The 12162-nt window shown below is 60.9% G+C and carries 12 protein-coding genes; 5 read left to right on the forward strand and 7 right to left on the reverse strand.

Annotation, left to right across the window (positions count from 1 at the left end; translation table 11 throughout):
• Positions 1-307 precede the first annotated feature (307 nt).
• Both KHO23_RS14455 and ppnP read left to right on the forward strand, forming a co-directional pair.
• Positions 308-1021: a hypothetical protein gene (locus tag KHO23_RS14455; RefSeq protein ID WP_211611905.1), complete on the forward strand. Its 714-nt coding sequence runs from the start codon at positions 308-310 to the stop codon at positions 1019-1021.
• Between the two features lie 202 nt (positions 1022-1223).
• Positions 1224-1544 (forward strand): pyrimidine/purine nucleoside phosphorylase, encoded by a 321-nt coding sequence (ppnP, locus tag KHO23_RS14460; RefSeq protein ID WP_211611906.1) that lies wholly within the window; start codon positions 1224-1226, stop codon positions 1542-1544.
• A 63-nt stretch (positions 1545-1607) separates the two neighbouring features.
• Here the strand turns inward: ppnP and KHO23_RS14465 are convergent, their stop codons facing one another.
• Positions 1608-2528, reverse strand: a complete 921-nt coding sequence (locus KHO23_RS14465; protein WP_211611907.1) for a LysR family transcriptional regulator — start codon at positions 2526-2528, stop codon at positions 1608-1610.
• A 129-nt stretch (positions 2529-2657) separates the two neighbouring features.
• Between KHO23_RS14465 and KHO23_RS14470 the strand changes: the two genes are divergently transcribed.
• Positions 2658-3407, forward strand: coding sequence for a glucose 1-dehydrogenase (locus tag KHO23_RS14470; protein ID WP_211611908.1), 750 nt, complete (start codon positions 2658-2660; stop codon positions 3405-3407).
• A gap of 53 nt (positions 3408-3460) precedes the next feature.
• Positions 3461-4000, forward strand: coding sequence for a carboxymuconolactone decarboxylase family protein (locus tag KHO23_RS14475; RefSeq protein WP_211611909.1), 540 nt, complete (start codon positions 3461-3463; stop codon positions 3998-4000).
• Between the two features lie 16 nt (positions 4001-4016).
• Here the strand turns inward: KHO23_RS14475 and KHO23_RS14480 are convergent, their stop codons facing one another.
• Entirely contained in the window at positions 4017-4709 is a 693-nt protein-coding gene (locus KHO23_RS14480; RefSeq protein WP_211611910.1) for an NnrU family protein, read from the reverse strand.
• Between the two features lie 337 nt (positions 4710-5046).
• Between KHO23_RS14480 and KHO23_RS14485 the strand changes: the two genes are divergently transcribed.
• On the forward strand, positions 5047-6366 hold the full coding sequence (locus tag KHO23_RS14485; protein ID WP_211611911.1) for an Nramp family divalent metal transporter: 1320 nt from the start codon (positions 5047-5049) through the stop codon (positions 6364-6366).
• A gap of 18 nt (positions 6367-6384) precedes the next feature.
• Here KHO23_RS14485 and KHO23_RS14490 read toward each other — a convergent pair whose 3' ends face one another.
• From KHO23_RS14490 to KHO23_RS14510, 5 genes are all read right to left on the reverse strand, one after another.
• A complete protein-coding gene (locus KHO23_RS14490; protein WP_211611912.1) occupies positions 6385-7155 on the reverse strand; it encodes an ATP-binding cassette domain-containing protein in 771 nt (256 codons plus the stop codon).
• A complete protein-coding gene (locus KHO23_RS14495; RefSeq protein WP_236066841.1) occupies positions 7155-8144 on the reverse strand; it encodes an ABC transporter permease in 990 nt (329 codons plus the stop codon). Before KHO23_RS14495 ends, KHO23_RS14490 begins: the two co-directional genes overlap by 1 nt.
• Before the next feature lie 8 nt (positions 8145-8152).
• Positions 8153-9232 (reverse strand): sugar ABC transporter substrate-binding protein, encoded by a 1080-nt coding sequence (locus tag KHO23_RS14500; RefSeq protein WP_211611914.1) that lies wholly within the window; start codon positions 9230-9232, stop codon positions 8153-8155.
• 445 nt (positions 9233-9677) lie between these two features.
• Complete coding sequence (locus tag KHO23_RS14505) at positions 9678-10412, reverse strand: FadR/GntR family transcriptional regulator (protein ID WP_211611915.1); 735 nt, start codon at positions 10410-10412, stop codon at positions 9678-9680.
• Between the two features lie 322 nt (positions 10413-10734).
• Complete coding sequence (locus KHO23_RS14510) at positions 10735-12105, reverse strand: MFS transporter (RefSeq protein WP_211611916.1); 1371 nt, start codon at positions 12103-12105, stop codon at positions 10735-10737.
• Between the last annotated feature and the right edge of the window lie 57 nt (positions 12106-12162).

Consider the following 12162-nt stretch of genomic DNA (forward strand, 5'->3'; position numbering starts at 1 on the left):
ACCTGGGGACTTCGGCGGGGGACTGTTGGCCGCTTTGAGACGGGGCGTCCGCTCGTCCGAGGGCGGCCTGGGTGGTCACCAACTGGTCGGGAAAACTTCGCTGGCGGAATGGCCACGAATTTTTCTCATCGGAAACGAGCGGAGGGGAATATATCGATCAGCCCGACGAGCTGTCAGATCGTGCTCCGGCGAATACGGGTGATCCAGACGAACCGCCGGAGTTGACCAATCTGCGCCGAAGCGATCCCTTGGAATCGTTACAATCGTCCGGATGAATCAATCCTCTCAACCGCATCGCGTGCCAGACATGCTGACCTCCTATTTCTGGAGTGGCGACGCCATCCGCAGTCGACGTGTGAGCGACATCGTGCTCACAGGCACGGTCGACGTGCCTGCGCCCCCTGCACGTCTGCTTGCGGATTGGGAAAGGGAGATCTCGTCACGCATGGTTCTCGAACCCGGCGACGTCGAGACAATGCCTTTGGCGCGCGCGCGGGCGCGCTGGCCAGACTACTCGCGCTGCGTGCAGGCCGTGTCCGATTGGACGGCCGAGCTTGGAATGCCCGCGGTGCTTGCCGCGAGCGACGTAGCCCTGATGGCCTGCCGCGGCGCGAGGTACCACCATGATGGCGCGCAATATGGCGGTGCAGCTTTTTGCAATCTTTTCCTGAGCGAGGATAAGGGGCTGGACTTGCATTTCCCCGCTTTGGACCTTCGCATTCCCCTGACCCGGGGCACCGCTGTGATATTCGATACCTGCCAGCCTCATGGCGTCATTCAGCGCCACAGCAGCGGTTTTAATGCGGCTGACTTCACGCCGGACCAGGATTACGTCCAGATATTCCTGACCTGGGAGCTTCCCATTGAAGACGCCCATGTTGGGGGCGCACTTAAGGTCGCTTTCGACGTCGCCCCTACGACCGCGTTGCAACCGGACGCTGAGGATGCAGAGCAAGTCCGGCTGAACGGAGAATTGGCCTCTGTGTGCCCCAATTCTGGTCGTTGGTGCCGGGTCGACTAATCGTCGGGATCACGCCGCGGTAGTGCTCTGACAAGGCGGCCACGGGACGAAGGCCAATGACTGGCACCCCCGGCCGCCTGTATGATTGCGGGCTGGCGCGAGACCGAAAGCTTGCGCAGGTGGTCCGAGCAGATCGCGCACCGCCCGCTGCTGCTACGCGGCGCCAACGCATTCATTCACGATGACTCAGAGGAAGACCGCCATGACGGCCGCAATGCAATTCGATCAGGTTTCCGTTATCAAACGTGCCAACGTCTATTTCGACGGCAAGTGTGTTTCGCACACGGTTCTCTTCGCCGACGGCACGCGCAAGACGCTTGGCGTCATCTTGCCGGGCGCGCTCAACTTCGGCACCGACGCACCGGAACTCATGGAAGTGCAGGCCGGCCAATGCCGCATCCGCCTCGAAGGCGGCGACGAGTGGAAGACGTATGGCGCGGGCGAGTCGTTCTCGGTGCCCGGCAAGAGCCGCTTCGATATCGATGTGATCGACACGCTCGACTACGTCTGCAGCTATCTGTAAAGCCGGACTTTAAGCCTTCAACTTAGGGCGCCGCCTTAAGAAGCCAAGAAGCACATCCGGCATTCAGCTACGCGCCATCGCCTTTCCGACATGTTCGGCGAAAGCTTTGACCTTGGCCGAATGCCGGCGCTCTAGCGGGCTCACCAGATGGATCGGGATGGGGATCGTTTCCCAGTCCGGCAGCATCCGCTGCACTTCGCCACTGGCCAGTTCGTGATCGAACAGCCAGGTCGGCGAATAGCCGATCCCCATGCCCGCGAGGACCGACGCTCGCATCACCTCACTGCTGTTGGTTTGCAGATTGCCTTCGACCCGCACGATGCGCGTGGTTCCCATCGGATCCGAAGCGCCGGGCCCTGCCGTAAAACGCCACGCGTTGCGCATCGCCAGTTCGGTGTAGACGATACAGTTGTGCTCGACCAGGTCGTCGGGCACACGCGGCGCCCTGGCTCGTTTGGGGAGTGAGCGGAGGTAGCTGCGATGCGCCATCAGCATGCGCTGGGCCGTTCCTACGCGACGCGCGATCAAGCTGCTGTCCGGCAGATCGCCGAGCCGCACCGCGACGTCGATCCCCTGTTCCACGAGATCGACGAAACCGTCGCTCAGGCGTAGATCGATCTTCACGCCGGGATGCTCTGCCAGAAAAGACTGAACCATTGGCATGAGCTTGAGGCGCCCGAAGCCGACCGAAGCCGCGATCCGCAGCCAGCCTGTCAGTTGCTGCTCGCCGCGCCGGAGCGTAGCTTCGGCCTCCGCGACCTCCGCGACCAGGCGCCGCGCCTGGTCGAAATAGTGTTCACCTTCTTCGGTCAGTGCAAGCGAACGCGTGGTTCGCGTCAGCAGCCGCGCGCCCAGCTCGCGCTCGAGCGCCGCGACCTGTTTGCTCACCGCGCTTTGTGTCGTGTCGGTCTCGTGCGCGACCGCGGAAAAGCTGCCCGCTTCCACCACGCGCACGAAAGTCTTCATGGCCTGCAGCTTATCCATTTTGCTCAATATATTCCTGTGTGGAATTAGTGATAGGAGCATACACCATCTATATCGTCGATCTGGAATCAGTCAGAGTTCAGTCATCGCAAACGCGATTCGATGCAACCCAACTCAAGGAGTACCGACATGAACTCACCCGTCGTTCTGATCACTGGCGCGCTGACCGGCATCGGCCGCGCAACCGCTCTTGCCTTCGCTCGTGAAGGAAACCGCGTGGTCGTCAGCGGCCGTCGCGAGGAGGCCGGCCTGGCGCTTGCCGCCGAACTTCGCGCCCTCGGCGCCGAAGCCGAATTCCTGCGCGTCGATGTGCGCTTCGAAGCCGAAGTGCGCAGCGTCGTCGAGCAGACCGTGGAGCGTTTCGGACGTCTCGATGTGGCGGTCAACAACGCCGGCACGGAAGGTCAACTGGCGCCGATCGTCGAGCAGACTGCGGCCAACTACGAAGACACGTTCTCGGTCAACGTGCTCGGCACGCTGCTGTCGCTCAAGCACGAGATGCGCGTGATGCTGGCGCAGGGCGCGGGCTCGATCATCAACCTTTCGTCGATCGCGGGCCAGGTCGGCATCGCGGGCGCGTCGGTCTACGTCGCCAGCAAGCATGCGGTCGAAGGCCTCACGAAGAGCGCGGCGCTCGAAGGCGCTACCGCCGGCGTGCGCGTCAACGCCGTGGCGCCGGGTCCTGTCGCCACCGAAATGCTCGACCGTTTTGCCGGCGGCAGCGAAGAAGGCAAAGCAGCTTTCCTCTCGACGATACCGGCGCGACGCGCCGCGACCCCGGACGAGATCGCCCAGACCATCCTGTTCCTTGCGAGCGATAAGGCGCGCTACCTCACCGGGCAGAACATCGCAGTCGACGGCGCCTACACCGCGCAATAACGCACGGATTTTTCCACGCAGCTTGATTCGTCTTTTTGCCAAGGAGCATCACCATGACCACTATCAATGTCCCGACACGCGACGAAGTTTCCCCGGCTAACCAGGCCATCTTCGACAAGCTCAAGCGCAGTCTCGGCACGGTCCCCAATTTGTACGCGACGCTGGCCCATTCGGAACATGCGCTCGGCAGCTACCTCGCGTTCCAGAACGCGAAGAGCAGTATCAGCGGCAAGGCGCGTGAAGTCGTGAATCTCGTCGTGAGCCAGGTCAACGGCTGTGAATACTGTCTGGCGGCCCACACCGTGATCGGCAAGATGAACGGCTTCACCGACGAACAGATTCTGGAAATCCGCGGTGGCCGCGCAAGCTTCGATGCGAAGTTCGACGCGCTCGCACGCTTGGTGAAGAACATCGCGGTCAACCGCGGGCACGCCGATCAGGCGCTCGTCGATGCGTTCTTCGCCGCGGGTTGGACCAAGGCCAATCTGGTCGACGCGATCGTCGTGATCGGCGACAAGACGGTCACTAACTATCTGCACGGAACGACGCGCGTACCGGTGGACTTCCCCGCTGCGCCGCAACTCGCTGCGTGACAAAACCGGGCCGCGGCTACAGCCAGCGCCAGATGCCCGCGGCCCAACCGGTGAGTGGCATATGCGCCCAGGTCGCTACGAGCCAGACGACGAGGCCACCCAACAGCGCGTGCAAGCCGAACCCGCCCAGCCGCGCACGGCCGGCGGCGATCGCCGCGAACGGCAGGTAGCTCGTCTTCGATTCCCATACGGGCCAGAGATCGGGTTGAAGCTGCTCCTTCTTCCGATCCTGCAAGGCTGCGCCGACGAGCGCGAGGACGACGATCGCCACGGCGACGATGATGTTCTTGGCCACCGGGAACACCGCGATGTGGCATAGCCCCCAAAGCGCGAACGACCACATCATCGGGTGGCGCGTTATCGCGTACACGCCGCGCGCCGTTTCCGGGAACGCGCTGGGCCGGCCGCCTGTGGGAAGCGCCGGGTTGCGGATCAGCGAGCCCAACAGGAGGATCGATGCAATCAGCATGACGACGGTCGCCAACGCCCAGAGCCCATCTCCTACCGGCCATAGTGGCGCCGTCAGGGGCGCCTTACGGTAGGCCACGATCAGCCAGCCAAGCGTAGCGAACGCGACCAGCGAATAGATGCCCTGGAACCCCGTTTCGCCAATGGCGCGGACCAAGCGCCCGCGCAGCGGATGAGACAGGAGAAAGTGACTACCCACGAAGGCGACTGCCGCCGCCGCAACTGCGCTGGTGCTTCCCATTGACCCGGCTCCTCAGGTTGTATCGTCGGTTGACCGTATTGCCCCTGTTTCACATCCCGTACCGAAGATTACTACTGACGCGTGACGGTCGGTCAGTTACGTGGGAATCGGCGGCCGGGCTGCCATTCCAGGATCCGCTTGGCGCGAAGGCCGGCGACGCATGAAACGCAACCTGGAACACTCTGCAGTACATTTATGACTATGTGCGATGAGGGCGCGGCGACTGCTTCGCTGTTGCGAAGCGTCGTGGGTGTAATCAGCAGTGCAATGCCATGAATGCCATGCCTGCCTGGTCAATCGGGCAGGCCTGTCGTTTTCATGTGCAAGGAGCGGGAGCTTGGACGATCGCGTTCACAAGGCAGCCAGACCAGCGACGAGAACCGAGCGTACAACGCTGGCGGTAAGAGAAGTATTGGAAGGCCGCCGCCGCGGCGCGCTGATGCTTCTGCCGTTCGCTGGACCGGCCGTGGTGGTTTCTGTTGCCTACATGGACCCGGGCAACTTTGCGACGAATATTCAGGCAGGTGCGAAATACGGTTACGTATTGCTCTGGGTGGTGCTGTTGGCAAACCTTGTGGCGATGCTGTTTCAGGCACTCTCGGCGAAGCTCGGCATCGTCACCGGGCGGAACCTCGCGGAGTTGTGTCGCGAACGGTTTTCGAAACCCGTTCTGCTGGGCATGTGGGGCGTCAGCGAAATTGCCGCGATGGCAACCGATCTGGCCGAATTTCTCGGTGGCGCAATCGGACTGTCGTTGCTGTTTCACATGCCATTGCTCGCCGGCATGGTGGTCACGGCGGTCGTGACATACGGCCTGCTGTTGTTCGAGAGCGCCGGTTTCCGTCCCCTTGAACTGGCAATCGGGGCACTCGTCGGCATCATTGGCTTGTCCTATCTTGCCGAGTTGTTCATTACGCCGATTGCGTGGCCGAGTGTCTTCGTCCACACGTTTTCCCCCCAATTGCCCGACGCGAATGCGCTCACGATTGCCGTCGGTATTGTGGGTGCAACCGTGATGCCGCACGCGCTTTTCCTGCACTCCGGCCTAACGCAACTGCGAGCACCCGCGAGAACGGAGCCCGAGCGGGCCAAGTTGCTGAAATTCTCGAATATCGAGGTCGTTATCGCGCTGACCATTGCCGGTCTCATCAATATGGCGATGGTGATCATGGCCGCCGGTGCATTCCACCACGGGCACCCCGAGGTGGCGGAAATCGAAACGGCCTATCACACGCTGGCGCCGCTATTGGGGATTGGGGCGGCCGGGATTTTCCTGTTGTCGTTGATCGCTTCGGGCATATCGAGTTCCGTGGTCGGCACCATGGCGGGTCAGATGATCATGCAGGGGTTCGTAGGCTTTCGCATTCCGCTATGGCTGCGCCGGGCCGTCACAATGGTGCCGAGTTTCGTCGTGGTTGCGCTCGGGGTCAATGCGACTCAGGCACTCGTCCTCAGTCAGGTGGTATTGAGTCTCGCCTTGCCGCTGCCAATGGCGGCGTTGCTGTGGTTCACCTGCCGCGAAGACGTGATGGGTCCATACAAAAATCGCGCGTTCGTCGCGGTGATCGCCACGCTGGCGGCATTCGTCGTCTTATCGTTCAATGTCGTGCTGATACTGCAAACGTTCGGCGTTGAGATTCCTGGCTTGCCGAACTGACGAAGTAACGGAGTGGCCTCAGTTTGTCGTTGTGCGCATTGCACGATATTCGCGTCGCACGATATCCATCAGCTCTTCGACCGACGTGCTGGCTGCTTCCCGCTGGTAAGTGACACGTCCGCGTTGCATCAACATCACGCGATCCGCGATGTCGAGCGTCTGGGCGTAGTTGTGCATGATCATGACGATGGACAGGCCACCTTTATTCTTGAGCCGAAGGATCAGGTCGATGATCAGTCCAGCCTCGCGGGCGCCCATCGCGGCGAGTGGTTCGTCAAGCAGCAGAATCCTTGAATTCGAATTGACCGCGCGAGCAACCGCGATGGCCTGTCGCTGTCCGCCGGAAAGCTGCTCGACCGGCAAATCGACCGAGGGCACGTGTACACCGATTTCTTCGAGACACTCGGCCGCGCGCTCACGCATGGCGCGATGATTCAGCAGTCGAAACGGCCCTCGACGAATGATTTCCCGATTGAGAAACATGTTGTGATAAATGCTCAGCGAATTGGCGAGCGCCAGATCCTGGTAGACGCATTCAATGCCGAGTGAACGGGCGTGATCAACCGAGCGAAGCATGGTTTCCTCGCCACCTACAAAGAGCTTGCCACTGGTCTGCTGATGAAACCCGGTCAGGATCTTGATCAACGTCGATTTGCCTGCGCCATTGTCGCCAAGCACGCCAAGAATCTCGCCCTGTCTCAGCGTCAGTGACACGCCATCGAGCGCGGTGACCGCGCCGAAGCGCTTGACAATATCTTCGCCGCGCAGCGCCTCCAGCACCTCGGACATCACAATTCCCCTTTGCGCGCGAGACGAACCACGTGGATGTTGAAGATCATGGCCCCGAGGATCGCCGCGCCGAGAATCATGTTGAAGGTGAAGGCGTTGATGCCGATCAGCGTGAAGCCGTCGTTGAGAATGCCAAGCACCGCCGCACCGATCAGCCCGCCGATGATCGTGCCTGATCCCCCGGCGAGCGGCGTGCCGCCGATCACGGCTGCGGCAACGGCAAGGAACATGATCTGGTTGCCGCCCGCCTGCGGATCGATCGAGGTGATACGAAAGCCCTCCAGGATCCCGGTAAGACCGGCCAGCACTGCGGCAAGAATGAAGTTGCCGAGCTTCAGCCGCCTGACCTGTATCCCTGCTTCGCTCGCGCCCAGTGGATTCGCTCCTGACGCGATCGTATGCAAACCCCAGCGTGTGTGGCGAAGCAGCACGTGCATGACCGCGGCAATGGCAAGCGTCCAGATGATTTCGCTGTATCCCCATCCTCCCATGAACGCCGAAAATGCGGAGTCCTCCGGCGGCGAAACCGGTGTGCCGCGTGAGATCGTCAGCGTAAGGCCGTTCACGAAGAACAACGTACCGAGCGTCGTCACGAAGGACGGGATGCGCAGGTACACCGTCACCGCGCCGTTAATGAGCCCGACGAGGCCGGCCGCAATGACGCCGATGAGCAGGGCAAGCCAGGCTGGCAACCCGGCCTCGAGAGAAAAATGCATGATGAAAGGCGCAAACGCGAACACCATCCCGGCGGAGAGGTCGATCTCCCCACCGATCATCAGCATGATTTCACCAAAAGCAATGATCGCCACTGGGGCGATGAACTGCGAAAGATTCTGCAGACTCGCACCAGTCAGCAGGAAGTCATGGTTGATTGTCTCGAAGTAGATGCAAAGGATAAGTGCGACTGCAAGGATGCGGATCTCGCTGGAACGCCCGAGTGCGCCTGACCAGCGCCTCGGACGTCTAGCGGTTTTTCGAACGTCCGTCACGGCAGAGGTCACCCTTTGATTGCGCCTGTGCGTGGCACGATCTGGGCTTTCGTGCTTTTGCCTTCATAGCGCGTCGAGGTGTTCAGGTAGGGATCGACTGAGCCCTTGGTGACGAACTTCAGGCCCGTGTTGATATTGGCCGGCCCAACGAGCCCGCCGGACGCGAGAAAGATGAAGGCCTCCATCACCGTATAAAATCCCTGTACGTAGGGTTGCTGATCGATCGTGAAGTCCAGGAACCCTTCGTGAATCAGATCGACCGTGCGCGGCAACAGATCAAAGCCGCCGCCGTGGACACCTTTCGCGGGCAGGTTGGATTCTTTCATCACCTCCGCGACGCCCTGGGTGCTGCCGGCATCCACCGCAAACATGCCTTTGAGATCCTGATGGCCGAGAAAGAACGACTTGATCTTCGATAGCTCTTCGTTGACGGTCGCGCCGGTGGCGATGGTCTGCACGTCGATCTTCTTGCCCGATTTCTTGATTGCAGCCGCTGCACCGTCAAGCCGCGGCTGAATGTTGAGCTGGCCTGGCGTTGCGATAAAGAGCGCAACGAGGCCGCTATCGATGAGGTTAGCGATTCGCTCGCCCATCTGGTAACCGGACAGATAGAGATCCTGGCCGATATAGGCAAGGCGCGGATTCGTGGACCCCGAGGGTGCGTCGGCGTTGTAGGCGAACACGGGAATGCCGGCGTCGAGCGCGGCCTGAATGGGTTTGTCGAACGCTTTGGGGTCGACGATCGGTACGGCGATTGCGTCAGCTTTCCCGGCGATCGCCGCGTTGACTGCATTCACCATTTCGCCAATGTCGGCATTGGCCGAGCCGGTCCATTGATAGTCCATGCCCAGCAAAGCGGTCGCATCCTGAATGCCGTATTGCGTCGGAACGAAGAACGGATTCGTGGTGACATGATTGACGAATACGATCTTCCACCGCTTGTGCGCCGGAAACGATCCGGCTTCCGCCGCCTGGGCCGGCGTGATCATGCCGCCCATTAGCGCCAGTGCTGCGGACAGGCCCGCGCCCTGCAGCAATCCCCGACGTGCAACCTGCACGTCGTCCTTGTCTTCCTTCGCTTGCGCCATCTCGATCTCCCGTCTCTCAGTTGTTGAACACTTCACTGTCCATAACGGCGCAAGCAGGAAAAGCCCCGGCAAGAAATGCACCGGAGCCGGGCATCACTTCTTTCATGAAACCCACGTGCATGCGCGTGCGCATGACTACCCTCCAGAAAATGCTATATCACGCCCTTTTACCTACTAATCGATGTATACCCTTAACTAGTCCGACTAATTAATTTTTTGCGGTGCAGCGCAGCCTTCCGTATGTGCATCCATCCGTGCAGCGCAACACGATGATGGGGCAGACCTGGCTCATGGGGCGCGGGTCATGTGCTGTCGAAATGATCTGCACGATGTGCCGCTTGAATAGTATGACTATCGAATTAACTTCTGGAGGGAGAGGGGCACGAAAAGCGGACAGCGCCCGCTACGCTCTGCCCAATGGTCCGGCTAAATTGCCACGTCCGGACTAGGGTTGCGTCTGAATCTGGCTGCCGGCTTCCAGAACGCTTTCGGCGTCGGCGCGCGCATTGTCGAGCTGAACCAGACTCGCGTGCCGCGCGCCCAGTGGGTCACGGCTCTGGATCGCAGTGAGAATTGCCTTGTGCCGCGGCAACGAAAGTGCATGCGTGTCGGGATGACGACTCGTCAGTTTGATCGATTCCGACAGCGCAAGCGACAGCATGTTGCCAATATAGGCCAGTAGGTCGTTGTGCGTGGCCGCCATGATTGCGCGGTGAAACTCGAGGTCGGGATCCAGTAGCGCGCTGGCGGTTTCCGCACGTTCCATCTGATCGTAAGCCGATGCAATGCGCGCAATATCTTCGCTTGTCGCAGCGGTGGCGGCGAGTGCGGCCGCCGCGGGTTCGATAACGCGGCGCACGGTCAGGAGCGAACTGAAGAACTCGCCTTCCGGAACACTGTTGATCGTCCAGTACAGCACATCGGGGTCAAGCATGTGCCATTCCGCGCGAGGCCTCACAACACTGCCGACACGCGGTTTCGACACGACCAGACCTTTTGCCACGAGCACACGGGTGGCCTCGCGCAGCACAGGGCGGCTCACGCCATAGCGCTCGCACAGGACAGCCTCGGCAGGCAACCGCTGGCCCGGTTGTACCTTGCCGCTGACGATATCCATGCCGAGTTCCTGCACAATGCGGCCGTGCAGGCTCTTGCGCTGTTGCAGATGACGGTAGTCCATGGTCAGTGATCTTGGTGGTGTCCGGCTCAGTGACACCATCCGCAGAATGAAAGCTTGTTTTCAGTTCGGAAAGCTACCGATTCCGGTTTGCCTGGCTAGTTTATTTGCCTTTCGTGCGGAGGCTGGCTGCCTGCTGCGTGTTGATTGCATCGCTATGTGACGTGGTTCGTTCATCAACGCGCAAAACGTATGCGCCAGCAAATGATGTCATAAGAACGCCTGTTCGCCAAAACCGCACGTGGCTGCGTCACGGCTTCGAGTCCTGACACAGTGGCGTCACCGGATAGCGATAGTAGGTTCGGGTCGGCGGTTTGCGTTTCTCTTACTGTTCGATTTGTCCTGCGGCAATGTCCTCGAGTGATCTGCCGCGTGTGGGCACCCCCATCAGTACCACGGCCATCGCACCGGTCAGGAGCACAAGCGTTGTCGCACCAAACACCCCGGCAAAGCCCAGCAGCGGATAGATGTACCCGACGAGAATAGGCGCGGCAATCGCGCCCAGCCGGCCAATCGACGAAGCCAGCCCCGTGCCTGTTGCGCGCACGTCGGTGGGGAAAACCTCCGGGGTATACGCATAAACACCGGCATAGGTGCCGTTCATGAAGAACGAAAGCAGGATGCCCGACACCATGATGCCCGCATCCGTACGCGTCAACGCAAGCCCAAGCGCCGATACGCCGCCCAATACCATGTATGTCGCGATCGTCCCTTGCCGGCCGATCTTTTCATTGAGCCACGCGCCTGAAAAGTATCCCGGGATCTGGGCGATGTAGATCACCAGCGAATACGAAAAGCTCCGCGTGATCGTCATGCCGTTCTGAACCAGCAAGCCGGGGATCCACGTAAAGAAAGCGTAGTAGCTGAACGTGATGGACAGCCACATGAGCCACGTCATGGCCGTGATGCGCGCGAGTTTCGCCGCCCACAACGCCTTGACGTTCGCGACGATCGACGCACGCCCGGCTGCGAGTGGAACGTTGCCGCCGCGAACGGGTGACAGCGGCTCCAACTGCATGCCTGCCCGGGTCAACTCCGCTTCCATTCGCGATACGATCGCATCGGCCTCCTCGTGCCGGTTGCGCGTCTCGAGCCAGCGCGGCGACTCGGGCAACGCGCGGCGCCACCAGAGGAGCATCAGGATGGGCAGTGCAGTGATGACCATGACCGCGCGCCATGCATTGGGGGCGAGCGGGATCACCAGATAGCCGAGCAGTGCAGCCGCCACGAAGCCGAAGGAGAAAAACCCCGCGAGGCTGCCGGTGAAACTCCCGCGATACCGGCGCGCTACGAACTCAGAGAGAAACGGCGCGACGATGGCGCTTTCCGCTCCCGTCCCCAAGCCGGCGACAATGCGCGTAGCAAGAAAAAATCCCCAATCGTTCGCGAGCGCACTGGCAAGAGACGCTACGCAGTAAATGACGAGCGCGTACATCATGACCTTGCGTCGGCCGATGACGTCACCGAGCATGCCCGCGAGCATCGCGCCGAAGAAATAGCCCATGAACGTGCCGCTTCCCAGCACGCCTGTCTGTACACTCGTCAGCCCCCATTGCGTGCGCAGCACCGGCAGCAGGAAAGCGAGCACGGCGGCGTCCATCGCATCGAAGGTGTAGCCGAGGCCGCCCATCAATAGCAGGCGGCGGTGAAACCCTGAAAACGGCAGGCGCTCGATGCGAGCGGCGATCATCGACATAAGCAGGCTCCAATAGGGGCTGTGGGGCGCGACAGATGCAGCGTTAACCGGCCAACA

The sequence above is a fragment of the Paraburkholderia haematera genome, assembly GCF_905220975.1.
GTDB classification, from domain to species: Bacteria; Pseudomonadota; Gammaproteobacteria; order Burkholderiales; family Burkholderiaceae; genus Paraburkholderia; species Paraburkholderia haematera.

Excerpts from the sequence above, each read along its gene's own strand:
- KHO23_RS14455 (WP_211611905.1), top strand. The coding sequence starts at position 308 with ATGCTGACCTCCTATTTCTGGAGTGGCGACGCCATCCGCAGTCGACGT.
- ppnP (WP_211611906.1), top strand. The coding sequence starts at position 1,224 with ATGACGGCCGCAATGCAATTCGATCAGGTTTCCGTTATCAAACGTGCC.
- KHO23_RS14465 (WP_211611907.1), bottom strand. The coding sequence starts at position 2,528 with ATGGATAAGCTGCAGGCCATGAAGACTTTCGTGCGCGTGGTGGAAGCG.
- KHO23_RS14470 (WP_211611908.1), top strand. The coding sequence starts at position 2,658 with ATGAACTCACCCGTCGTTCTGATCACTGGCGCGCTGACCGGCATCGGC.
- KHO23_RS14475 (WP_211611909.1), top strand. The coding sequence starts at position 3,461 with ATGACCACTATCAATGTCCCGACACGCGACGAAGTTTCCCCGGCTAAC.
- KHO23_RS14480 (WP_211611910.1), bottom strand. The coding sequence starts at position 4,709 with ATGGGAAGCACCAGCGCAGTTGCGGCGGCGGCAGTCGCCTTCGTGGGT.
- KHO23_RS14490 (WP_211611912.1), bottom strand. The coding sequence starts at position 7,155 with ATGTCCGAGGTGCTGGAGGCGCTGCGCGGCGAAGATATTGTCAAGCGC.
- KHO23_RS14500 (WP_211611914.1), bottom strand. The coding sequence starts at position 9,232 with ATGGCGCAAGCGAAGGAAGACAAGGACGACGTGCAGGTTGCACGTCGG.
- KHO23_RS14505 (WP_211611915.1), bottom strand. The coding sequence starts at position 10,412 with ATGGACTACCGTCATCTGCAACAGCGCAAGAGCCTGCACGGCCGCATT.
- KHO23_RS14510 (WP_211611916.1), bottom strand. The coding sequence starts at position 12,105 with ATGTCGATGATCGCCGCTCGCATCGAGCGCCTGCCGTTTTCAGGGTTT.